This window comes from Pseudoalteromonas sp. SWYJ118, assembly GCF_015864505.1.
In the GTDB taxonomy this organism is placed as follows: domain Bacteria; phylum Pseudomonadota; class Gammaproteobacteria; order Enterobacterales; family Alteromonadaceae; genus Pseudoalteromonas; species Pseudoalteromonas arctica.
This window is the reverse complement of sequence record NZ_JADYXC010000014.1, coordinates 85,645-108,538: the sequence shown is the minus strand read 5'-3', so window position 1 is coordinate 108,538 and position 22,894 is coordinate 85,645. Positions and strand designations below refer to the sequence as shown.

Annotated in this window: 22 protein-coding genes; 12 read left to right on the top strand and 10 right to left on the bottom strand. The window is 40.3% G+C overall.

All coding sequences use genetic code 11. The features are described 5' to 3' along the window. Positions 1 to 171 precede the first annotated feature (171 nt). Positions 172 to 915 (top strand): FadR/GntR family transcriptional regulator, encoded by a 744-nt coding sequence (locus tag I6F48_RS13810; protein ID WP_024591884.1) that lies wholly within the window; start codon positions 172 to 174, stop codon positions 913 to 915. Positions 916 to 1,147: 232 nt separating this feature from the next. After that, entirely contained in the window at positions 1,148 to 2,011 is an 864-nt protein-coding gene (locus tag I6F48_RS13805; RefSeq protein WP_165740019.1) for an EamA family transporter, read from the top strand. 73 nt (positions 2,012 to 2,084) lie between these two features. Here the strand turns inward: I6F48_RS13805 and I6F48_RS13800 are convergent, their stop codons facing one another. Continuing rightward, positions 2,085 to 3,281 (bottom strand): MFS transporter, encoded by a 1,197-nt coding sequence (locus I6F48_RS13800; RefSeq protein WP_165740021.1) that lies wholly within the window; start codon positions 3,279 to 3,281, stop codon positions 2,085 to 2,087. Between the two features lie 74 nt (positions 3,282 to 3,355). Continuing rightward, the gene (locus tag I6F48_RS13795; protein WP_166421440.1) at positions 3,356 to 4,450 is read right to left on the bottom strand and encodes an NADH:flavin oxidoreductase/NADH oxidase; all 1,095 of its coding nucleotides are present in this window, start codon (positions 4,448 to 4,450) and stop codon (positions 3,356 to 3,358) included. Between the two features lie 477 nt (positions 4,451 to 4,927). On the opposite strand from I6F48_RS13795, the gene I6F48_RS13790 reads away from it, so the two are divergent. Both I6F48_RS13790 and I6F48_RS13785 read left to right on the top strand, forming a co-directional pair. Then, a complete protein-coding gene (locus tag I6F48_RS13790) occupies positions 4,928 to 7,345 on the top strand; it encodes a TonB-dependent receptor (RefSeq protein WP_165740024.1) in 2,418 nt (805 codons plus the stop codon). 87 nt (positions 7,346 to 7,432) lie between these two features. Then, positions 7,433 to 9,016 carry a tetratricopeptide repeat-containing sulfotransferase family protein gene (locus I6F48_RS13785; protein WP_165741147.1) on the top strand — a complete coding sequence of 528 codons (1,584 nt, stop codon included), beginning with the start codon at positions 7,433 to 7,435 and terminating at the stop codon, positions 9,014 to 9,016. A gap of 469 nt (positions 9,017 to 9,485) precedes the next feature. On the opposite strand, the gene I6F48_RS13780 is transcribed toward I6F48_RS13785, so the two are convergent. From I6F48_RS13780 to I6F48_RS13765, 4 genes are all read right to left on the bottom strand, one after another. Further along, entirely contained in the window at positions 9,486 to 10,739 is a 1,254-nt protein-coding gene (locus tag I6F48_RS13780) for a winged helix-turn-helix domain-containing protein (protein WP_197119662.1), read from the bottom strand. Between the two features lie 62 nt (positions 10,740 to 10,801). Further along, complete coding sequence (locus I6F48_RS13775; RefSeq protein ID WP_165728946.1) at positions 10,802 to 11,182, bottom strand: MmcQ/YjbR family DNA-binding protein; 381 nt, start codon at positions 11,180 to 11,182, stop codon at positions 10,802 to 10,804. 81 nt (positions 11,183 to 11,263) lie between these two features. Next, the gene (locus I6F48_RS13770) at positions 11,264 to 11,695 is read right to left on the bottom strand and encodes a hypothetical protein (RefSeq protein WP_197119661.1); all 432 of its coding nucleotides are present in this window, start codon (positions 11,693 to 11,695) and stop codon (positions 11,264 to 11,266) included. An 80-nt stretch (positions 11,696 to 11,775) separates the two neighbouring features. Continuing rightward, on the bottom strand, positions 11,776 to 12,384 hold the full coding sequence (locus I6F48_RS13765; protein WP_197119660.1) for a TetR/AcrR family transcriptional regulator: 609 nt from the start codon (positions 12,382 to 12,384) through the stop codon (positions 11,776 to 11,778). 153 nt (positions 12,385 to 12,537) lie between these two features. On the opposite strand from I6F48_RS13765, the gene I6F48_RS13760 reads away from it, so the two are divergent. The 7 genes from I6F48_RS13760 (at position 12,538) to I6F48_RS13730 (ending at position 17,872) form a co-directional block, all read left to right on the top strand. Beyond that, positions 12,538 to 12,918, top strand: coding sequence for a hypothetical protein (locus I6F48_RS13760; protein WP_165728949.1), 381 nt, complete (start codon positions 12,538 to 12,540; stop codon positions 12,916 to 12,918). 67 nt (positions 12,919 to 12,985) lie between these two features. Then, positions 12,986 to 13,897, top strand: a complete 912-nt coding sequence (locus I6F48_RS13755) for a haloalkane dehalogenase (RefSeq protein ID WP_197119659.1) — start codon at positions 12,986 to 12,988, stop codon at positions 13,895 to 13,897. Between the two features lie 10 nt (positions 13,898 to 13,907). Further along, entirely contained in the window at positions 13,908 to 14,648 is a 741-nt protein-coding gene (locus I6F48_RS13750; RefSeq protein WP_197119658.1) for an SDR family oxidoreductase, read from the top strand. Between the two features lie 80 nt (positions 14,649 to 14,728). Further along, positions 14,729 to 15,373 carry an SDR family oxidoreductase gene (locus I6F48_RS13745; protein WP_165741145.1) on the top strand — a complete coding sequence of 215 codons (645 nt, stop codon included), beginning with the start codon at positions 14,729 to 14,731 and terminating at the stop codon, positions 15,371 to 15,373. 79 nt (positions 15,374 to 15,452) lie between these two features. Further along, positions 15,453 to 16,151, top strand: coding sequence for a DNA alkylation repair protein (locus tag I6F48_RS13740; RefSeq protein ID WP_165728952.1), 699 nt, complete (start codon positions 15,453 to 15,455; stop codon positions 16,149 to 16,151). A 20-nt stretch (positions 16,152 to 16,171) separates the two neighbouring features. Further along, positions 16,172 to 17,071, top strand: coding sequence for a haloalkane dehalogenase (locus I6F48_RS13735; protein WP_165728953.1), 900 nt, complete (start codon positions 16,172 to 16,174; stop codon positions 17,069 to 17,071). A 393-nt stretch (positions 17,072 to 17,464) separates the two neighbouring features. Beyond that, a complete protein-coding gene (locus I6F48_RS13730; RefSeq protein ID WP_165742160.1) occupies positions 17,465 to 17,872 on the top strand; it encodes a hypothetical protein in 408 nt (135 codons plus the stop codon). A gap of 380 nt (positions 17,873 to 18,252) precedes the next feature. Here I6F48_RS13730 and I6F48_RS13725 read toward each other — a convergent pair whose 3' ends face one another. After that, complete coding sequence (locus I6F48_RS13725) at positions 18,253 to 18,798, bottom strand: DUF7010 family protein (RefSeq protein ID WP_165728955.1); 546 nt, start codon at positions 18,796 to 18,798, stop codon at positions 18,253 to 18,255. A gap of 57 nt (positions 18,799 to 18,855) precedes the next feature. After that, positions 18,856 to 19,272 (bottom strand): hypothetical protein, encoded by a 417-nt coding sequence (locus I6F48_RS13720; protein WP_165728956.1) that lies wholly within the window; start codon positions 19,270 to 19,272, stop codon positions 18,856 to 18,858. Positions 19,273 to 19,474: 202 nt separating this feature from the next. Here I6F48_RS13720 and uvrA point away from each other — a divergent pair, with 202 nt between their 5' ends. Further along, positions 19,475 to 22,039 (top strand): excinuclease ABC subunit UvrA, encoded by a 2,565-nt coding sequence (uvrA, locus tag I6F48_RS13715; protein ID WP_197119657.1) that lies wholly within the window; start codon positions 19,475 to 19,477, stop codon positions 22,037 to 22,039. Positions 22,040 to 22,091: 52 nt separating this feature from the next. Here uvrA and I6F48_RS13710 read toward each other — a convergent pair whose 3' ends face one another. Then, on the bottom strand, positions 22,092 to 22,280 hold the full coding sequence (locus I6F48_RS13710; protein WP_231615234.1) for a DUF2798 domain-containing protein: 189 nt from the start codon (positions 22,278 to 22,280) through the stop codon (positions 22,092 to 22,094). 293 nt (positions 22,281 to 22,573) lie between these two features. After that, on the bottom strand, positions 22,574 to 22,846 hold the full coding sequence (locus I6F48_RS13705) for a DUF2798 domain-containing protein (protein WP_231615233.1): 273 nt from the start codon (positions 22,844 to 22,846) through the stop codon (positions 22,574 to 22,576). Positions 22,847 to 22,894: the final 48 nt, after the last annotated feature.

Genomic DNA, 22,894 nt, shown 5'->3' with positions numbered 1-22,894 from the left:
CTAAATTGGTAATACAACAATACAACCATTGGTGTATAGTGGTTTTTAACCATAACATCGCGTTAGAATTTTGACATAATAGTGAATTTTGAGGTAACCTCTGGTATTAACAGTTGGTTTTGACTTTTAGGCCCCAGAGGCCATTATTCCTTAAGGTAATGAAGGTAAAGTATGGGTAATCGTCGCTTATTTTGGCGCATAGTTGATAAAATTGAGTCTTTAATAAATCAAGGCGAATTTTCTGCTGGGAGTCGTTTACCACCTGAACGTGAACTTGCAGAAATGTTTGATGTAAGTCGCCCTACCATTAGAGAAGCTATTATCGCATTAGAAGTACGTGGCCGAGTTGAAGTTAAAACCGGCTCTGGTGTTTACGTAGTAGAACAAAAAAATGCATCTATAAAATCAAAAGAGATCAGTGCATTTGAACTTACTCAAGCTCGCGCATTAATTGAAGGCGAAATTGCCGCTTTAGCTGCTCAAAGCATTACAGAAGAAGAACTAGAGCAACTAAATAAAACATTAATTGCCATGGAAAAAGGCCTTTATGTTGAGCAAGCCGACCGTGAGTTCCACGAAATTATAGCTAGAGCAACGCGCAATAAAGCACTTGAATTTGCAGTGTCTAACTTGTGGGATTTACGTTTAACAAACCCACAAATTGTTGCTGACTATGGCAGTGTGTGTAAAAACAATAACGAGTGCGTTATGGACGAACACACCGCTATTTATACAGCCCTAAAGTCGCATGATGCAAATGCAGCGCGCACCGCAATGCACAAACATTTTAACCGCTTAATTAATGCTTTATTTGATGCCGTAGAATCGCGCGCACTTGAAGAAATTAAACGCAAAAATGATGAAAAACGAGGCCTCTACTCGCTTGATGGCTTAGTTAATAAAAGTGCCCACTAAGGCATTTTAACCAACTGATTAAAGTTAGCAAACGCCTGTTTGCTAACTTTACCTCTTACTTTATTTACCCGCCCTATTTAATATACTTTTAATTGCGCTATTTTTGGTCGCAAACACTTACCTATAAATTTAAAAAAAGATACTATGCCGCCATTAATATCGGGCGGGTTTAGCTTTTATACTCCCTGCATTACATAACTAATTGATAGAGTTACTCAACTCAAGGATTAAAATGCAAGCATCTTCAAAAAGTTATTTACTGGCTATAGTGTGTGTACTGCTTGCTATGATGACCATTCAAACGGGCGCGTCATTTGCAAAACAGCTTTTTCCTATTGTTGGTCCTGAAGGTACAACTGCCCTTAGGCTTGGTTTTTCTGCCTTTATACTTTGCTTAGTGTTTAAACCTTGGAAACACTTACCTACTTCTGGTAATCGTATTCCTATAATTGTGTATGGTTTAAGTTTAGGCGGCATGAACATTTTGTTTTATTACGCCATTGAACGCATTCCACTAGGCATTGGTGTAGCGCTTGAATTTACAGGCCCGCTTGCTGTTGCCTTATTTTCATCACGCCGCAAACGTGACTTATTTTGGGTTGCCTGTGCTATTGCCGGTATTTTGCTTCTGCTTCCTGATATGAGCGGCCAAGACAGCCTTGATCCATTGGGTGTAGCGCTTGCGCTTGGTGCCGGTGCATGTTGGGCAGGTTATATATTATTTGGTAAAAAAACGGGCACACAAAGCTCTGGTGGAGCAACTGTCGCATTGGGTATGACCGTTGCCGCTATAGTGCTAGTACCATACGGCGGCATTATGCAAAGCGCCGCGTTTACGTGGGAAATTATCCCACTGGGTATTGGTATTGCTATTTTATCAAGCGCACTGCCTTACACACTTGAAATGGTTGCACTGCGTAACATGCCTTCACAAGGGTTTAGCGTAATGATGAGTTTAGAGCCTGCAATAGCTTCGCTCGCAGGGTTTATTATTTTAAGTGAGTTACTTACTTTATGGCAGTGGCTAGCTATTTTACTTGTGATAGTTGCATCTGTTGGTAGCTCGTTTTCAAACGCAAAAAAACAGGTTGCTTAAATAAAAACTGTAATCGACTAATTCTAAAAAATAAAGCCACCGCGTAAGCAGTGGCTTTTTTGTAGCAACGTAATTAGCTTACCGCCTTACTTTGCTTGTTAGTTGTAACCAAATACCCAATCAACGAAATAAGCGGCATACCCGTAGCAACCAGGGCAATACCTGTCCAACCACCTGCTTCATATAACGGGCTGGCAATAAGCGACCCCACTGCACCACCTACAAATATACTGGTCATGTAAATAGCGTTTAAACGTGCTCGGCTTTGTGGCTCTAGTGCGTAAACTGCGCGTTGCCCAAGTACCATATTGGCTTGCACAGCAAAATCAATAAACACACCCGTTAACGCTAAAATTACTATCCCGTAAGGTAAATCAAACAAACTGGGTAAAAAGCAACCAGCTGCTATAACTTTTGCAAGTAAAGAGACCTGATGTGTATAGCCTTTGTCGGCCAAACGCCCAACAATAGGGGCTGCTATAGCACCTGCCGCACCGACAAGTGCAAACAGTGCTATTTCTGATTGCGATAAACCATACTCACGGGCAAGCACAACCGGTACGCTCGTCCAAAATAAACTGAACGATGCAAACATTAATGCTTGAAAAAGTGAACGTTGGCGCAGCACTGGTTGGCTAATCATTAACTGTTTAAGCGATTTTAATAACTTAAAATACGTTGTTTTATGGGTAGGTTGCCTGCTTGGAATAGCAAAATAAATTACGCCTGCAATAAACACCATACACCCTGCTGCAAAGTAAAATACAGCACGCCAACCAAAGTGATCGGCTATTAAACTCGATATAGGTCTTGCCAGCAAAATACCTAGCAGGAGACCCGCCATAATATTGCCAAGAACCTGTCCGCGCTTCTCGTCAGACGATAAATGCGCAGCAAGCGGAATAAGCACCTGAACAGAAACCGAGCTCATACCTATCATTAAACATAAAATAAGCATTACATTAGGTGAATCAGCAAGTGCCGTACCCACCAAACTCAAAAACGACACAGCTAAAGTAATAAGCATTAAACGCTTATTTTCAATTAAGTCAGCTAATGGCACTAAAAAAAACAACCCCAAAGCGTAGCCTATTTGTGTAAGCGATACGATAAGGCTAGCACTGTGCGCACTTAATCCAACTTCAGGGGCAAGCAACTCAATAATAGGTTGAGCGTAGTAAATATTGGCAACAATAAGACCGCAACACAAAGCAATAATAGTAACGAGAGTATTGCTAAGTGGTTGTGGTGAAACGCCTGGTTGGGTCATGTGTGTCTCTACTTTATAAAAATAATAAAACCCAACCAGCAAACGCGGGTTGGGTTTTTACAAAAAACTTCGTTTTACTTAATTGGTGATGGCTGCCCATGTGGGCTTGAGCGTAAATACTGTTTAGGTGCAGTTACTGTAGCGCCAAGCTCTGCAGCTGCATGCCACGGCCAATGCGGGTTATATAAAATGCCACGCGCCAGCGCTACACCATCGGCTTGCTGCTCACTAATAATATCCTCGGCTTGTTGCGCCTCAGTAATTAAACCCACCGCTATAACAGGCATATTCACAGCTTCTTTAATAGCTGTTGCAAACGGTACCTGAAAATTAGGTTTTACTGGTATTTGTTGCTCAGGACTTAAACCCGCAGTACTTACATGAATAAAGTCACAGCCGAGTTCATCAAGCGCTTTACTAAGCACTATCGATTGATCTAAATCCCAGCCGCCTTCAACCCAATCAGTTGCCGAAATACGCACACCTACCGCTTTTTCACTAGGAAATACCGCTCTTACCGCTTTAAACACATCAAGCAATAAACGCATTCTGTTTTCTAGGCTACCACCGTAGTTGTCATCGCGCTTGTTTGAAAGTGGCGACAAAAACTGGTGTAACAGGTAACCGTGCGCACCATGTAGCTCGATTAAATCAAGGCCGAGTTCATCAGCGCGTTTAGCTGCACTTACAAAATCTTTAATTAGTGAATCTATGTCAGATTGGCTCATTGCTTTTGGCACTGGGCTGCTATCGTCGTACGCAACTGCCGAAGGTGCAAGCGTTTGCCAGCCATTAACGTCATCAGGTGCAATAGCATCGCCACCGTCCCATGGTTTTTCAGTTGATGCTTTGCGCCCAGCATGCGCCAACTGAATACCAATAGGCATAGGGCTATATTGTCTTACTGCTTTTAGGCTTTTGCCCAGGGCTTGCTGGGTTTCGTTATTCCAAAGCCCTAAATCACCGTAGCTAATACGCCCTTCTGGATTGACTGCTGTTGCTTCTAAAATTAGCAATCCTGCACCACTCAAACTCAATTGGCCCAAATGAATAGTGTGCCAATCGCTAGCAGCGCCATTGTTTGCTGAGTACTGGCACATGGGTGCAATAATAATACGGTTATCTAACGTTACTTGCCCAAGTGATAAAGGCGAAAATAGTTGGCTCATTGTTAATCCTTAAAAACACGCACAAAAAAGTGCGGACAAAACAAAAAAGAGTATACGAAGCGGCAATCAAACACGCTCACTCAATAACTTACACAGTTACTTATAAATACGACTACCACTCTTAATGGGGATAAAAACACACTTTAATAGTGCTGATAAAAGCATAACTAATGACATTATAAACTATCAATTTTAATGTAATAATTTGTTTAACGAGCGCGTCATAAAGCCATCTTTAAAAAATGAATGACTATTTACCTTTAAACAAGGGTGTGATTTTTAACCTAACTGTACCTAATAGCACTAAGCTATTGCTTATATTGCCTATTAACTAAATAAAAACCCCACATACAAACCATATTTATTCTACAAAAGTGAATTAAAATTCAATTTAGATATTCCAAGCTACTTCACTCCCTGATAAACTGCTTAACTTAATTTACTAATGTAAAACATTTGAACTGGGGATCACTTTTTATGTTTAAACCAAGCTTGTTAACCTTGGCTATTTCGAGCGCTGTTTCTAGCGTATTTTTATTGCCTAATGCCGCACTTGCTCAAGAAGAAGTTGCAGCTAAAAACAAATCACTCGAAGTAATCGAAGTTACAGCAACAAGGCGCAGCGGCTCTGTGCAAAATGCACCGCTAAATATTACAGCCCTTGATGCAGATATTATGAAAGATCAAAATATCAATGAGCTTGCGGATGTAGCACGCTGGGTACCTGGTTTAACAATTACTGATCAAGGTGGCCGCTCAGGCTCGCCTATTATTGTTCGTGGTTTAAATACTAATTCATCTGGTCCATCATCAGATGGCGGCACAGTATCTACTTACATTAACGAAATTCCTGTTTCGGTAGATATGCGCCTAGTAGATATTGAGCGTGTTGAAGTATTAATTGGGCCACAAGGCACCCTTTATGGTGCAGGCACATTAGGCGGTGCAATTCGCTACATGCTTAAACAGCCTGAGCTTGATTTTACATCGCTTGAAGTATACGGCGACCTATTTCAAACAAAAGAAAGTGACTCTTTAGGTGGCGAAGGCGGTTTTATATTTAACCTTCCTATTATCGAAGATAAATTAGCAGTACGCGCCAGCTTAAACGTATATGAAGATCCAGGTTTTATCGATTACGGTTACGTAGTACGCGAGCCAGGCGTATCGTTGCCAGATCCAGATTGGAGCGATAGCTCAGCAGTTAATAACAACCTTAAAAATGTAAAAGACGCCAACGGCGAAACCACCACTACTGGTCGTATTTCTGTTCGCTTTAAACCAAATGAATCGTTTGAAGGTACGCTTAACTACTTTTACCAAAACCAAGACAGCGAAGGTCGCTCGATTGTTCATTACAACAGCCTTAATGCAAACAACGGCTTAAGCGACGTAATAGGTAAATACGAATCGGCTTATCGCTTTGAAGAGCCTCGCGAGAAAAAAGATCAATTACTAAGCCTTGAACTAAAAGCCGACCTAGGTTTTGCAGAGCTCGTATCAGCAACCGGTATTTCGAGCTTTGATGCCGACGGCCAACGCGACCAAACAGACTTACTTATTCGTCTTGATTACGGTTATGAAGAGTTTCCTTCGTTTTCAACGTTTACCCGTGAAATTGACGAAGAAGATACCTTCACTCAAGAAATTCGCTTAGTGTCGCAAGGCGACAGCGACTTTAACTGGATTGTGGGTGGCTTTTACAACAAAACAGAAACCGAAGCGTCAAGCCGAGAGTTTACGCCTGGGTTTGACCAATTCGCTATCGATAACTTTGGTGGCGAGCAGCTAAGACCTGACTCATTAGAATACTTAGAGCTTACAAAAAGTACCGTCACTGAGTCTGCACTATTTGGTGAAGTTGGCTACCAAGTTACCGACAAATTAGATGTGACCATTGGTGCCCGTTTTTACAAATACGATATAGAGTCGCAAGCGGCTTTTGACTTCCCGCTAGCAAATACATTGTATGGTGGAGTAGATCCTGATGTAACCACCGTTGCATACGAAAAAGACGAAGCAGGCGATAACGGTAACTTATTTAAATTTAATGCTAAATACCAGTTCACTGACTCAGTAATGGGTTATGTAACAGTAAGTGAAGGCTTTAGAATTGGCGGCTCAAATGGGTTAGTGTCTTGCCCTGATCCAATTATTGAGGATCAACAAACAGGTTGTGGTAAACCTGACGAATTATTGTATGAAGCCGACACCACAACAAACTACGAGCTAGGCTTTAAAAGTACATGGTTTAGAAGCCAACTACACTTTAACGCCGCGTTATTTAACGTAGATTGGGATGATGCACAAATTACGGGCGCTACAGATATAGGTCAATTAACGTACCTTTCAAACGCAGGTAGCGCTAATGCAAAAGGGGTAGAAATTTCAACCCGCGCTATTTTATCTGACTCGTTTTCGGTTTACGCTACGTACGCTTACACAAAAGCAGAACTAACATCAGACGCACCATTTTTGTTTAATGCCGATGGTACCGGTGGCGCAGAAGACGGCGACCGTTTGCCAGGTTCGCCTGAAAACCAATTTTCGATGGGTGTAAACTATCAAACAGACGTGTTTAACGACAAAACGCTTGATATTAACTACGGTTTAACCGCGCAAAGCGACGTGCTTTCAAGAGTAGGACTTCGTGATAACGGCGAAACACTACCAGGTTACAGTTTGAGTAATATATCAGCTAAATTAACGGCTGATGCATGGTCAACTACGCTATATGTTGATAACCTATTCAACAAATACGCGGTTACATCCGTTCGTCGCTCAGATGCAGATATAACATCAGCTAATGGCGCCGACATACAACGTAACTACGGCCATTACATTAATCGCCCGCTTACGGTAGGTGTTAAATTTAACTACAAATTTGAAATATAATTTATAGTAATTTTTAAACAATGTTTTAAGGCTCAAATTTATTTGAGCCTTTTTATTTTCTTTTACAAAATAATAATTACCAAAACCATGCAGCCAAATTTAAAGCAACTTCATCAAAGCGCAATACACTCCCTAAACCAAGGTAAAATAGAGCAAGCACACAAAGCCCTAGTGGAGTTAGTTACACTCAAACCAGACTTTGCTGATGGGTATTTTTTGTTAGCTATGGTTAATTTAACTGTTGGGCAAATACACAAAGCAATAAAGCTCATCGAAAAAGCTCTTACCCTTGGCCAAAGTATTGAATACACCGCGCAACTTGCTAAATGTTACGCACTTACTGGCGAATTACAAAAAGCAAAAAACACCGCACTATCGGTGCCATTAAAACAAATAACTAAAGCCCTTGATGCCGACACACTTGGCGTTGCACTTACTCAAGCAGGCATTCACGAACACGCACTTAACTACTTTGAGCGCGCTATTAAACTGGCTACAGCGGCTAACAAAGCTCAATCCCCGTTTTATTATAACTACGGTGTAAGCGCTAAGTTTTTAGGGCTATTTGATAAAGCCCAACACGCTTTTGAAAATGCCATAGCGCTTAACCCGCTGCATCATCAAAGTCATTTTGCATTAAGTGATTTAACTAAAGTAAGTAAGCAAAACAACCATATTGAACGCTTAAAAAACGTGTTTGAGCAAGTAACACACCCCGATGCAAAATTGCATATAGGCCATGCACTCGCAAAAGAGTATCAAGATACTGGTGAATATTCAGAGGCTTTTAACGCGTTAGAGCAAGGTAAAGTAGCAAAACGTGCTGTGCAGCCGTTTGATCATAAAAGCTCAACTGAGTTATTTGAACATATTAAACGCTTAAGTGAACAGCACACACAAGCGCTAACACAGGGTAACCCAACGGCCGAACCTATTTTTGTATTAGGTATGCCCCGCTCTGGCACCACATTAGTTGAGCGTATTTTATCGAGCCACAGCGACGTGCAATCAGCCGGTGAATTACAAGACTTTGGCCTAAGCGTTAAAAAGCTAAGCCAAACACAAACACCTCACGTGCTCGACACTCAAACGCTCAGTAAAGCCTACGAGCTTGATTTTAATCAACTTGGGTCAACCTATTTAAACGCAACACGCGTAATAACAGGCAGCCATAAGCACTTTATAGATAAACTCCCGTTTAACTTTTTTTATATCGACTTAATAACCAAAGCACTGCCAAACGCCAAAATAATTTGTATGCTGCGCGACCCAATGGACACCTGTATTGGCAACTATCGCCAGTTATTCACCATTAATAACCCCTACTACGCGTACTCGCTCGATTTACTCGACACCGCTAAATTTTACAGCCGTTTTTACAAACTAATGCAGCACTTTAGCGCCCTGCACAGCAATATAAAATTAGTAAAATACGAAGAGTTAGTCGCACAGCCCGAGCAGCAAATAAAAGACTTAGTGAGCTTTTGTAACCTCGAATGGCAAGAACAGTGTATAGACTTTCACTTAAACACCGCACCGGTTTCTACCGCAAGCAAGGTGCAAGTACGCCAACCACTTAACAATAAAGCAATTGGCCGCTGGAAAGCGTTTAAGCCGAATACTGATGAAATTGAAGATTACTTTTTAAAGCAAAATATCAGTTTTGAGTAAAGGTTTTATAGCTTAGGAGTTAGGTGTGTGAACCAAGAATAACCCGCTTGTGCAAGTGTAGGTCGGATAAGCGAAGCGCCATCCGACACAGTAAAACACCTGGCCAATTATTATCAATATTTTATGTTGTCGAGTGAATAGAGAGTGCCAATAGCGAACCTTCAAGGCGTAAATCTGAAACTCTGTTGGGTGGCGCCTTCGGCTTAACCAACCTACCTTTTGACGTAGGTCGGATAAGTGGCGAAGCCACGTCATCCGACAAAAATGATGAATTGACTAGCAACAACACGACTTACCGCGTTTATGTTGTCGAGTGGCCAGAAAGTGCCATAAACTGAAAGTGGCAAAAGGCAAGACGCGACCCCATTATCACTGCTTGATTAAAAGTGTAAATGAGTCAAACGAACAAAGTGTTACTGCACTTATAACCTTGATAGACGTTGATTTACAACAAGGACAAACAGCGCACTCATATTATGGGACCTATATTAACGTTAATAATAGATTTTAATGCACTTTGTAACTTTTCATTTAACGGTTTCGGGTAGACTTCAATTAAAGAAACGGAGTCACATTTCTGAAAACTACAAAATGGTATAATGGCGTCTACAAAGGCAGTAATGACTGACGCTTGATCAAAGTTATGCTGCTCAAAGTTATGTTGCTCAAAATGTAGTGATTTAATCTCTAAATGAGATGTTTTTCTATGCACTTTACAATCCATACGACCAACAAATTCACCGCGATAAAGTAGCGGTAAGCAAAAGTAACCATACTGTCGTTTCACTGCAGGAACATAACATTCTAGTTGATAGTTATATTGAAAAAGCAACTTGAGCCGATCACGTTGAATGGCACTATTATCGAATGGCGAAAGGATCAACATTCGGTTATTCAGACGGGGAAGGGGCCGTTCAATCGCCTCGGTTTCCACTAACAATATTTCACCGCTACTCATTTGCACTTGTTGTAAAATGTTTTGCACTAATCGTTCATCTACCAAGTTTTTCACTGCGTTGCGCAATTCGTTATCTCGACGTAAATAAGTCAAGCCTTTAAGTGAGGTAACCCCCAAGCAGCGGAACTGTTGATCGACAATGTGCGTGGCCAACTCATCCATACTGGGCATTTTTAAGTTTACCTCAGAAGGTAATACCCGTTCAGTTAGATCATACGTTTTTTGGAAACCTTCTCGGTTACTAACCATCAGGTCACCTTCCATATACAACTGTTCAAGTGCCTTTTTCGCAGGTTTCCAATCCCACCAACCTGCACGCTTTGTAGCATTTGACTCTAAATCTCGAGATCGCAACGGACCGTCGATACGTATGCGAGTTAATAATTCTTGCATCAGCTTGCTATCACGCTCTTTATGCCAATGAATTTGACCATTTTTAATCGCGTGTTTGTAAGGTAATGAGAAGCGAAAATCTTTAATCGGTAAAAAAGCGGCAGCGTGAGACCAGTACTCAAAAATGTCTTTATTGAGTAATAACTGATTGGTCATAGCGGGTTTGAAATTAGGTACTCTAGAGTTAAGAATATGATGATGAGCACGCTCTACCACCGAAATAGCATCAATCTGTACGTAACCAATATGGTTAATTGCATTACACGCACCAGCCAAACCACTGCCAAAAGCTTGTGTTTGTAGCAAACCTTGTGCTGACAGGGCAAGGCGGCGTAAACGCGCTAGCTCTTGAGGGTGTTTAATTTTAATCATATTTTCCTAAGAGATAATTAACGAGTATCCGTGCAACGTGTAAACCTAAACCTAAACCTATTTTAAGGGGTTTGGTTTAAACCGAGCTCTTTTTGTTTTTTCTTTGTCAGGCCTAATGAAACAAGCCGATAAGACTCTTTAAGGTAATATGATAAGTCGTTATCAGTATCATCGTTGCTTTCGTAGTGTTGTATCCATTTCATTCCACGAGAAGCAAAATACGGTGCAGGCTTATAGCCAGGTATTTCACTGAGAAAATGAAAATTCAGTTCAGATGTTTTAAAAATAAAGGCTGGTTTATCACCTTCTCCCAACCCTCCTCCCAATCCGCCGATAGCAAAAACCTTTCCGCCGACTTTCCATACATGAGAGTTATGCCATTGGACCACATATGAGGTTGCTTCTAATGCGCGACAGAAATCATTAAATTCTTTATAGTTCATATTGTCGATCTTCGTTTGTATAGTCTATTGGCTATAGAGCCCATTATATGGACTTATAAATATATGAGCTCGCTTTATATTTTAGCGATAACGCGCATATAACCTACTGGCTAAAAATACGCCAATAAGCATTTCAAACCATGCGATTGGGACCAAAGTAACTGCCATTTCCCACGTTCCTAATCCTGAGTTTACAGACCCTATCCAAAAAACACCCAGCGTTGCCATGCAAGTAACAGTGGCTGATATAACAATCGTTTTTACATTGTGACCAAAGCTTTGAGCGCACAACCAGTAAATAAATACCAAGGTACTCGCCAGTATTGTGTCCCATATTCCCCATATCAAAGCATTACTGACAGCCATGGGCCCAACGACTAACTTTCCGGCATAGAAGGCCTCCATCATAGGAAACGCGACTAAAATAGCTCTTGCTACCTCGGCAACGTGGATCCAAATACTCGTTAGTAACATAACGACGATAAATTGCTTAAATTTGAATGTGTTATTCATAAATATCGTGTCTATTCTGATTTTTTATGGCTAATTAAAAAATAGATTCTGTAATGCATGCAACAATCTAAATTATTGAATTAAGAGTAACCAAAAATAGAATTCAAAGCATGATCAAGGACTGACTTTAATTCATCTTCTACCAGACCTACTTTTGCTTGAACAGCCAGCCCATAACTTACTGATAAAAGATAGTTAGTCAGTTTTTGAGCTGTTTGGCCTTGGGGCATATCCGTCTTCGCAATGTCAGACGCGAATAAACCTGTCAATGTTTGCTGAGTTTCTGCTCCTAATTTCTTCATATAAACAACCGCATCTTCTGGAAACGCAACACTATCTGATTCATTAACACTTTTTACAAGCAAACATCCACGGGGCGTTTCATCGCTGGTAAATAGCTCAATAAGTCCATAGAAACAAGCTTGTAACCGCTCCTTTAATGTTGCATTTGATGGCTCTACTAGATGGCTGTAGTTAACTTCTACATATTGTTTTTGATAATGTGCCAATGCATCTTTGAACAATTGCTCTTTATTGACAAACGTGCCGTACAAGCTCGACGTATTAATGCCAAGCTCAGAAGAAAGATTGGCAACAGAAGTACCTGAATATCCATTGGCCCAAAATAACCGCATCGCTTTATCTAAAACGACCTCTTTATCAAACGCTCTTTTTCGTCCTGCTTTCACTCTGTGGCCCTTAAAAATAATATTAATTAACTCTATTTTGAAGCAGTCACTTCAAAATGTCAATTCACCCTATTGACATTACAAAGTGATCGCTTCACAATTAACTTAATTCTGAAGCGATCGCTTCATAAGTGTAAAATAAGTGAACTAAAAATGTTTAAAAAATTCGTACAAATTACTGCTCTATTCAACTTTCCAATCGCACTAGGCATGATTATTTCAGCGCTGATGGCACCTCAAGCAGACACGTTAATTATCACGGTGGTATTGGGCGTATCTTTTATGCTTATGGGCGCTGCGTTACTTTGGGCTACTTCAGACATTAAAACCCGTGCCCCTCTTATTGTTTGGAACGGATTGGTAAGAATGGTCGGCTTTATCATTGTTACATATGCCGCTTCATTAGGCTTGGCACCAAAGATCTTTGTCTATATTTCTGTCATGGATCTTATTACCGCCTTTGTTTACATCATTGGCAGTATGCGAGCATCCGAGCAGCCCTTTAAATCCCTATTTTTAGGCAAAACTCAGTAACTTATAAATTAATAATTTTAGCATTGATAACATTAACTTAAATAAACTACTTTTCAGGAGAAATATTATGACGATTAAAGCATTAAGAACACCAGAAGAAAGATTCTCTGTATTACCGGCCTTTCCTTACCAACCTAACTACATTGATGATTTAGCTGGTTTTGAGTCTTTACGCATGGCCTACATCGACGAGGGTGATTCCTCATCTGAAAACACTTTTTTATGTTTACACGGTGAGCCTTCATGGAGCTACTTATATAGAAAAATGCTTCCTATATTTACGGGCGCTGGTCATCGTGTTGTTGCGCCTGATTTGTTTGGCTTTGGTCGTTCAGATAAACCCGTTGATGAATCGGTTTATACCTTTGATTTTCACCGTGATAGTTTAATGCGATTAATTGAACGCCTTGATCTGAAAAATATTACGTTGGTCTGTCAAGACTGGGGCGGAATTCTAGGGTTAACAATCCCAATGGATATGCAAGATCGATTCAAAAATTTGATTGTTATGAACACGGCAATATCGGTGGGTGAAACCGCCCCTGAAGGGTTTTATAAGTGGCGAGATTTCTGCGCAAATGCCCCTGAAATACCAGTCGGTGGTTTATTTGCCTGTGACGCAGGGCCAGCCGTATCTGTGATGGATGTTATAGCTTACGATGCGCCATTTCCAGATAACAGCTATAAAGCAGGCGTAAGACGCTTTCCCGCCATGGTGCCTGTCGAGCCAACGATGGATGGTGTTGAGCACGGAAAACGCGCAAGAGAGTTTTGGTCAAAAGACTGGAACGGTCAAAGTTTCATGGCGATAGGCATGAAAGATACAGCTTTAGGCGAAGGCCCAATGGAGTACTTAAGAAGCTTTATTAAAGGCTGCCCTGAGCCCTTAAAAATTGCAGAAGCAGGACACTTTGTTCAAGAATACGGTGTTGAAATTGCAGAAAAAGCGCTTGTTCACTTAGAAATGAATAATAAATAGGCTATATCCAATGAATACAAATATAGAAAATAAAGTGATTGTTATAACGGGTCCAAGCAGTGGTTTAGGTGAAGCAACTGCGCGTTTTCTGGCTCAAAAAGGTGCTAAAGTCGTATTGGGTGCGCGTCGTAGTGAAAAACTAGCAGCTATCGTAAATGATATTCGTGCTGAGGGTGGCGAAGCTGAATATGTCACGATGGATGTCACCAAATCCGATCAGGTTAAAATGCTTGTCGACAAGGCGATTGAGACTTTTGGACGCTTAGATGTCATGGTCAATAATGCCGGCTTGATGTCAATTGCTCCGATGGCTGAGGTTAAGGTTGATGAATGGGATCGCATGGTCGACATTAATATCAAAGGGGTACTTTACGGTATCGCCGCTGCACTTCCCGTGTTTACCAAACAAAATAGTGGTCACTTTATTAATCTCGCTTCCGTTGCTGCACATAAAGTTTCACCGGGTTCGGCTGTCTATAGCGGTACAAAATTTGCGGTTAAAGCGATAACAGAAGGATTGAGAGCGGAAGTGGGTGGCAATATACGTACAACGCTATTATCACCTGGCTTAATTGATTCTGAATTAAAATTCGGTAGTTCGGATGAAGCCACCTCTCAATTTGTTCAAGATATTTATAAAGTCGCTATTCCAGCGTTATCTATTGCTAAAGCTGTCGCCTATGCGATTGAACAACCAGATGATGTCGATATTAACGAAATTATTATCAGACCAACAATTCAAGACTTCTAATCTAATGTGAGTTGATCCTGCCTTTTTTGTATTTTGTTTGGCAGGTCAACGTGAAACAGTTGCTTTAAAAGGTATAAAAAATGAAAAAAACACTCATTATTGGCGCTAATGGCCAGATTGGTAAAATAGTGGTTGAGTTGCTTCACAATCAGGATCGCCCAGTGCTCGCAATGGTTCGTAGCAAACAACAAGCTGAGAAGTTAGAAAATATGGGTGTAGAGGCTGTTGTTGGCGATCTTGAAACTGATTTTGAACACGCTTTTAAGGACTGCGATAAAGTAGTATTTAGTGCAGGTTCTGGCGGTAATACAGGCGACGATAAAACACTTCTAATAGATTTATGGGCAGCAAAAAAAGCAGTTGATTATTCTTTAAAGGAAGGTATACAACATTTTGTAATGGTAAGTGGTTTAGGCGCACAAGACCCTGACGAATTTGAATCAGAAATAAAACCCTATTTGGTGGCAAAGTATTTTGCCGATCAGTACCTATTATCCAGTGGCCTAAATTACACCATTCTTAGACCGGGACTCCTTACTAATGATAAAGGCAACGGGCTCATAACAACCACGCGTTCGACTTCTACGAATGATTTATTCATTAGCAGAGAAGATGTCGCTAAATCAATAGAGTATTACATTAATCGTGACGAAGTCAGTAACCAGATATTTGAACTTTATCATGGTAATGAAGTAATTAGCTCGGCATTAACCGCTAGCAATTAATTTATAACCAACGATTCGCTAACCACTATAAAATAATATATTAGCGAAAGAAGCTATTAATATTAGAGTTTTAAATAATATGCAAAACTACCTTCAAGAAATAGAAACAATCACTTCTAAAGCAGGTGAAACCGTTCCTTTACAAAGAAAAGCTTTTGAAAGAGGTTTTTCTTTTAAACACATGTCTTTTTATGAACAACTAGCGATATGGAGTTATATCTGGACGAACACCAAAGTGTATAGAGCTGAAATGTTTTGTTTGTATTTCTTGGAGGAGCATATTAAAAACAAAGATGAAATGCTGGCCGCTTGGCCAACGATTAAATTATGGCAAGACAAAATTAATCGATGGGAAACAAGCGATGGCATTTCAAAAATATATGCTCAATTAGTAGAATATGATGCAGCATTAATTTTGCCAACGTATAAAAAATGGAATACGTCTACAAACCCATGGCATAGAAGACAAAGCATAGTGGGTTTACTTTATTACAGCGCTCATAGAAAACACTATTTACCTTTTCAAGTACTTATAGATTTGGTAGCACCTTTAATTTCTGACCACGCTTATTATGTTGAAAAAGGAGTGGGTTGGACACTTAGAGAAATAGGAAATATATACCCTAAAGAGCAGGAAGAATTTCTATTTGAAAACGCAACTAAAATATGTGCTTATGGATATAGTGCAGGTACAGAAAAATGGGATAAAACAAAACGGGAAAAACTGAAGCAAATTAGAAAAGCAGCAAGAGTTTTAAATCGCAAAAATTCAATTTAAACATTTAAAAAGGAATAAATATGTCAAACAACAAACCAATATCAGCAGCGTTTCCTTTTGAATCTAAATTTCAAGCTGTATTAGATTCTAAAATGCATTATGTCGATGAAGGAGACAAAAGTTCTAAAGATACTTTTTTACTCATACACGGAAACCCTACATCAAGTTATTTATGGCGAAACATCATTCCGCATGTAAGTCCGTTAGGTCGTGTAGTTGTTCCCGATCTTATTGGAATGGGTAAGTCTGACAAGCCCGATATAGACTATACATTTGAAGACCATATTACCTATTTAGATGCGTTTATTGAAAAGTTAGCCTTAAAAAATATCATTATAGTCATTCAAGATTGGGGTTCTGCTTTAGGTTTTAACTATGCCAATCAGCATAGAGAAAATATAAAAGGGATTGTTTTTTTTGAAGCTATGTCTCAAGTTTCTTATTGGAAAAATACGACTAAAGAGACAGAAACATTATTTAAAAAATTTCGTGACCCTGCAGAAGGGCATGAAATGATTGTTAAAAACAACTTCTTTATTGAGGCTATGCTACCCATGATGGCGGGCAGAGAATTAACTCAAGAAGAAATGGACCATTACCGAGCGCCTTATTTGGAAGAAAAGAGCCGTAAACCACTGCTTATGTGGCCTGGTCAAATTTCGTTTGATGGCGTCCCAAAATTTACCACTGACATTGTTAATTCATATAATGAATACCACAAAAATTCAGATGTGCCTAAGTTGTTATTTTATGCAGAGCCAGGACTAATTATTAATCGAGAATTAGGTGAGCATATCGCTGAAACGTGGAAAAATATTACTGCAGTAGATTTAGGTGAAGGAAAGCATTATCTACAAGAGTCGCATCCACACGAAATTGGTGAAGGTATTGTCGATTGGTATAAAAAAGTTATTAAATAAACACTAATTATAGGGCTAGTGGTCAAATAGAAAAAATGCTTAAGCGTTATATTGGGTAGACTACGGAACCATGAGCAGATTTATTTGACCGCTATAATTTGACACTATAATTTGACCACGACAAAGAAAGTACCGATGGCAGCTAAATTATCCACGTTTGAAGCAGTTGATGGCTCTGCTACATTATATACCGCCACCAAAAATAGCCTTAGATGCACGGCTATTAAACTGAGAACAGGTGGCGTTTGTTTATATAGTCCAGTGTCAGGCCTCAGTGAAGAGGCTAAAGATAGCCTAATCGAATTAGGCGAAGTCCAATATCTACTCGCCCCTATACCTACCATAATGCTGGTTTGATAGAATACTCAAAAGCCTACCCCAAAAGCTCATTTAGTGGCATCTGAGAGTGCTCATGCACGCTTGACTGACAGGACAGGGCTAACGTTCAAAGAATTATCATCGCTAGCCAATGCACTACCAGAAGGACTTACCCTAGAAGAACCCAGTGGTTTGAAAAATGGTGAGGTTTGGCTTATAGAGTCAGCGCAGATTGGCTATATTTGGCATGTTGTGGATGCCTTTTCGGGCCAAAAACATACTGAAGGCCCAATATGTGACATTGTAAAAATGGTTAAAGTATTTCCTAATTTTGGTATTAAAGATCGAAAAGTCTTTGCCAGCGCGGTAATGCAACTTATTGAAATTTCACCGCCTAAAATTTTACTTCCTTGTCATGGTGCTTTAATTAAGTCACCTGATCTAGCTGATAAGCTCCGTAATTTAATACTAGAACTTGGCTAGAGAAAAACGATACTTGTGTAATTTTAAAATAGTATCATTTGAATTAAATCATAGGTCTGGCTACTCATTTAGAGATGAATTTTCAAGTCGCTTTATGCCCATTTCCGCCTTAGGAAGCTAATCCACAGTCGCTCCAAAGCGCCTAAAAAACCAAAAAATTATAGCTAATATTAATTAGCTATAATAAAGACTACTTTTCCCAAGCAAATTTTTGAAAAGGTTTATCTACTGGCGTTTTTGCAATGTGATTTACCAGAAGAAGTGCACCTAAACCCTGAACGTGAAACCGTTAAAGTGGAGAGTGCATAACGAAGTGATCGCGACAACTAGTTTGACAAACACCGCCAACAGCACACTACTTTTACCATTATGACCGCTTGTTATTCAGTTTTTAAAACCAGCCCTTTCGATTGGGCAAATATCACTAGCGCAAATAGTATTTCGGTTATCCCGCCAATAAATGCGCCAATTACAAAATTGGCATTTAATATAATACATAACATGCCAAAAAACATAAGCAAAGCACCCAAAATCCAATAGATTTTCATGCCATATAAGGTGTTAAAAATTAAATAACGAACACCAATTATCATCAGCATTATTGGATAAAACCATTCAGCTTGAAGTTTTGCTACGTAAAACGCTAAAAACAAACCAACAAATAAAATAATAGTGCTTTCTAAGGCCAATTTACCTAATGGGTTTTTAGGGTCGTGATTGCCAGAGCGTTTAAGCGCTTTTGAAAGTAATATGGCTAAAGGATGTATAAACATGCCACCAAAAAACAAAGTAAGCATACTTACTTGATTTGAATGCAGTAGTGCGACAAAGCCAGCTATACACCAAACCAAGCCAGACACTAATACGCCCGTTCCACCACCAAAATATGCGAGGTTCATATTTTGTTGCGCATCTTCAAATTTCATAGTAATTCCTTAACTTTAAAACAAGAACCTAAGGCAGCATGATCGCACTAATAATAATTACAGCTCGTTACTCGAATACACACTTAAAATAGGAAACTTATGCTCGGCAAACGAGACGGTGACTGATTGTGTTTCACTACCTTTAAAACCGAGCTTAAATTCTATTGGCGTTAATCTGCTGCCATCTGCAAACAATGCTAATAAATGTTCTTGATTGAGCTCGCGGTTGCCTGACGATAAATTAGTTAGCGTAATAACTGCCCAGCGCTCGCCTTCGTTATTGCTCATAAGAACGTAATTTAAAATTGTGAAGTCAGATTTTTTAGGCGTTATTTTGTTATCGTTTGGAAACGATAAATGAATACTGCGGGGTATAGCACGATCAACATTTAATACATTATTAAGAGTGTTTGAGGTGTTGGCAGCGACTGCCGATGAAAACACGATAAAAATCAAAACTAAGGCTTTAAACACAGTGCAACTTCCCTTTATTAAATTGTGTTTTTAAAAACAATCGTTGAAAATTTATACTCTCAGTTTTTACCTATTATGTAAACGCACAATAATCATAATTTAACGTATATTTTGAATAAGCGCACATTCAGTGAGACTACTGTAAGGTTTATACCTTGAAAAGCTCGCGTAATCATAAGGTTATTAAACAGGAGTAAACTACATGCCAACCACACCTAAAAGTCCCCAAGCGGTTAATAATGCACAATCGGCTTTATTAAACCCTGAGCACAGCATTCAAGTAAGAGGCGCACGTGTTCATAACTTAAAAGATGTGGATGTAGATCTCCCCCGTAATTCACTTGTTGTTTTTACCGGTATATCGGGCTCGGGTAAGTCATCACTAGCCTTTGGAACATTATTTGCCGAATCGCAACATCGATATCTTGATTCGGTTTCGCCTTATGCACGCAGATTAATAGATCAAGTAGATGAGCCCGATGTCGATTCAATTGAAGGGCTGCCACCTGCTGTTGCACTGCAACAACAACGGGGTGTGCCGTCGGTACGCTCATCTGTGGGCAGTGTAACCACTATTTCTAACGCGCTACGTATGTTGTACTCGCGCGCAGGTGAATACCCAAAAGGCCAAGGTATACTTTATGCCGATGCGTTTTCGCCTAATACCCCGCAAGGCGCGTGCCCAGAATGCCACGGTATTGGCCGTGTATTTAACGTTACCGAAGAGCTGCTAGTGCCCGACCCCACTAAATCAATTAGAGAACGCGCAATAGCCGCGTGGCCACCAGCATGGCAAGGTAAAAACCTAAGCCGCATACTAACCTCGTTAGGTTACGATATTGATAAACCTTGGAATACTCTGCCTAAAAAAGCACGCGATTGGATTTTATTTACCGACGATACGCCTACGGTGCCGGTATTTCCTGAGTACACACTTGAGCAAACACAAGCGGCTATTAAAAATGAAGAAAGCCCAAGTTACATGGGTACATTCTCGAGCGCTAAACGTTTTGTTTTACAATCGTTTGCGAGCACTCAAAGCCCACGTACTAAAAAGCGCGTGTCGCAGTATATGCAAATATCACCATGCCCACGGTGTAATGGCAAAAAACTGAAAAAAGAGTCGCTATCGGTTAAATTTGCTGGGCTTGATATTGGCGAAATCTCGCAGCTAACATTAAGTGAACTGGCTCAAACCCTTAGTATTGCGGCTAACAAAAAGCCTAAAAACAACGCTGCTAACCCAGAAAAAGCCATAGTAGCAACGCGTATAGCCAGCGACATTCTTAAACGAGTTGAAGCACTTACCAAACTTGGCTTAGGGTATTTATCGCTTGAACGCACCACCCCATCATTATCGCCTGGTGAATTACAGCGCCTAAGGCTTGCTACGCAAATTCGCTCAAAACTGTTTGGGGTGGTTTATGTATTAGATGAACCTTCAGCAGGTTTACACCCGGCAGATACACAAGCATTATTAGCCGCGTTAGATGAGCTAATAGCAGCGGGTAACTCAGTATTTGTGGTTGAGCACGACGTAAGTGTTATTCGCCACGCCGATTGGGTGGTTGATGTAGGCCCAAATGCAGGTACTCACGGCGGTAATATTGTTTATAGCGGCCCTGTTGAAGGCTTGCAAAAAGTGACCAGCTCGCACACTAGCCAATACCTTTTTAAAAATGATGAAAAGCTTTTAAGCCAAAGTAACAAACCACAACGCAGCGCAAAAGCATGGTTAAAGCTTAGCGGTATTGAGCGTAATAATTTACAAAAACTCGATGTAGAATTTCCGCTGGGCGTTATTACAAGCGTTACGGGCGTGTCTGGCTCTGGTAAATCGAGTTTAGTAAGCCAAGCTTTAGTTGAGCTGGTATACGATGCACTTGGGCAAAAATCGCTGCCACAAATACCTACAGATGAAGCCGAATTGCTCGACCAAGAGCTCGATATAACAACCGAGGGTAAAATCACTCAAGGCATTGAGCATATAAAACGCCTTATTACGGTTGATCAAAAAGCGATTGGGCGTACACCTCGCTCTAACCTGGCAACTTACACGGGGTTATTCGATCATGTTCGTAAACTGTTTGCCAATACCAAAGAGGCAAAAGCGCGTAAGTACGATGCAGGTCGTTTTTCGTTTAACGTAAAAAAAGGTCGCTGCGAAAACTGCGAAGGTGTTGGTTTTGTAAGCGTAGAGCTTTTATTTTTACCTAGTGTGTATTCGCCTTGCCCTGTGTGTAACGGCAAACGCTATAACGAAAAAACACTTGAGGTTACTTACAAGGATAAAACCATTGCCGATGTGCTTAATTTAACAGTTGAGTCGGCGCATACATTTTTTGCCGATGAACCCGCTATTTTACGCGCGCTAAATGCGTTGCTACAAGTGGGACTTGGTTACTTACGTTTAGGCCAACCAGCTACAGAACTCTCGGGCGGTGAAGCGCAGCGCATTAAACTTGCCACAGAGTTACAGCGCACACAACGCGGCGATACCCTCTATATTTTAGATGAACCAACCACAGGCTTGCATCCTAAAGATGTGGCCATGTTAATGGCGCAATTAAATGGGCTCGTTGATGCCGGCAACACCGTCATTATGGTTGAGCACGATATGCAAGTAGCCAGTAATAGTGATTGGGTTATTGATATAGGCCCTGGTGCGGGCGATGAAGGCGGGTTAATAGTGGCGCAAGGTAAACCTACCGATGTGGCTCAATCTAAAATAAGCCGAACAGCACCCTTTTTGAATGGCGCAATTTAGCTAGCAACTAAACACTAAATAATAAAAAAGAGCCAATGGCTCTTTTTTGTTATTAGCTTTTTAAAAAACGTTCTATTTTAGGTTTTACCGTAACCGACATTATCAGCATTATAGTTAAACCTATTGGTAATGCGGCTAATAACCCTTCAGCCCATCCAGTTACAAATACACGCATATCTGCATAGCCAATATTATTAGTAGCGGTAACAAACGCCATCACCGACTCCATTATCAACGCCATAAAAACACTAATCACTAAATTACGTTTTAGCTCGCTACTAGGGCGTGTTTATCTTTGTGGATTGAAATTTGTTCAATCTAGGGGCGATTAAATCACGGCGCGAGGTTTGTAACCTAGTGGGCTAAGTAAAAACCGAGCAACAAAGAGTTAATAGTCCCTAGAAAGAACCCTTCGGGCAGCGCATGTTTGGTATTTATGCTGCGTTATCGCCTATTTATGGGGAATAACCACACTACATAGGCTCTGCCTTGCCTAAAAACCAAACACACTGCTGCAAATTCAACCACCAAAGGTCAATACGCCCTAAGTAATAACTTATTAACTAGCTTATGCATTAAGGTCATCATTACAAAACCAATAGGTGCCATAACTAATACCGCACTTATAAACGAGGTAAACCAGTCTGCATAAAAATGCTCTGTAACACCCACATTCACATAAGTCATAATGCCAGTTAGAGTACCGCCGATTAGAGTGATAATACTTACCATAACCAGTATTTTATAAATTACAGGTGTTTTTTTAGGCTCAACCATTACTGGATTTGCTGATACGGGTGTACTCATTTTTGGGCATGCCTTAAGCGTTAAATAGATGACAAAATCAACTATAAC

Bases quoted from the DNA above. Each gene is read 5' to 3' on its own strand.
- I6F48_RS13780 (WP_197119662.1), bottom strand. From the start codon at position 10,739: ATGATTAAAATTAAACACCCTCAAGAGCTAGCGCGTTTACGCCGCCTT.
- I6F48_RS13770 (WP_197119661.1), bottom strand. From the start codon at position 11,695: ATGAATAACACATTCAAATTTAAGCAATTTATCGTCGTTATGTTACTA.
- I6F48_RS13785 (WP_165741147.1), top strand. From the start codon at position 7,433: ATGCAGCCAAATTTAAAGCAACTTCATCAAAGCGCAATACACTCCCTA.
- I6F48_RS13790 (WP_165740024.1), top strand. From the start codon at position 4,928: ATGTTTAAACCAAGCTTGTTAACCTTGGCTATTTCGAGCGCTGTTTCT.
- I6F48_RS13775 (WP_165728946.1), bottom strand. From the start codon at position 11,182: ATGAACTATAAAGAATTTAATGATTTCTGTCGCGCATTAGAAGCAACC.
- I6F48_RS13750 (WP_197119658.1), top strand. From the start codon at position 13,908: ATGAATACAAATATAGAAAATAAAGTGATTGTTATAACGGGTCCAAGC.
- I6F48_RS13795 (WP_166421440.1), bottom strand. From the start codon at position 4,450: ATGAGCCAACTATTTTCGCCTTTATCACTTGGGCAAGTAACGTTAGAT.
- uvrA (WP_197119657.1), top strand. From the start codon at position 19,475: ATGCCAACCACACCTAAAAGTCCCCAAGCGGTTAATAATGCACAATCG.
- I6F48_RS13705 (WP_231615233.1), bottom strand. From the start codon at position 22,846: ATGAGTACACCCGTATCAGCAAATCCAGTAATGGTTGAGCCTAAAAAA.
- I6F48_RS13805 (WP_165740019.1), top strand. From the start codon at position 1,148: ATGCAAGCATCTTCAAAAAGTTATTTACTGGCTATAGTGTGTGTACTG.
- I6F48_RS13755 (WP_197119659.1), top strand. From the start codon at position 12,986: ATGACGATTAAAGCATTAAGAACACCAGAAGAAAGATTCTCTGTATTA.
- I6F48_RS13740 (WP_165728952.1), top strand. From the start codon at position 15,453: ATGCAAAACTACCTTCAAGAAATAGAAACAATCACTTCTAAAGCAGGT.
- I6F48_RS13725 (WP_165728955.1), bottom strand. From the start codon at position 18,798: ATGAAATTTGAAGATGCGCAACAAAATATGAACCTCGCATATTTTGGT.
- I6F48_RS13745 (WP_165741145.1), top strand. From the start codon at position 14,729: ATGAAAAAAACACTCATTATTGGCGCTAATGGCCAGATTGGTAAAATA.
- I6F48_RS13800 (WP_165740021.1), bottom strand. From the start codon at position 3,281: ATGACCCAACCAGGCGTTTCACCACAACCACTTAGCAATACTCTCGTT.
- I6F48_RS13810 (WP_024591884.1), top strand. From the start codon at position 172: ATGGGTAATCGTCGCTTATTTTGGCGCATAGTTGATAAAATTGAGTCT.
- I6F48_RS13735 (WP_165728953.1), top strand. From the start codon at position 16,172: ATGTCAAACAACAAACCAATATCAGCAGCGTTTCCTTTTGAATCTAAA.
- I6F48_RS13710 (WP_231615234.1), bottom strand. From the start codon at position 22,280: ATGGCGTTGATAATGGAGTCGGTGATGGCGTTTGTTACCGCTACTAAT.
- I6F48_RS13760 (WP_165728949.1), top strand. From the start codon at position 12,538: ATGTTTAAAAAATTCGTACAAATTACTGCTCTATTCAACTTTCCAATC.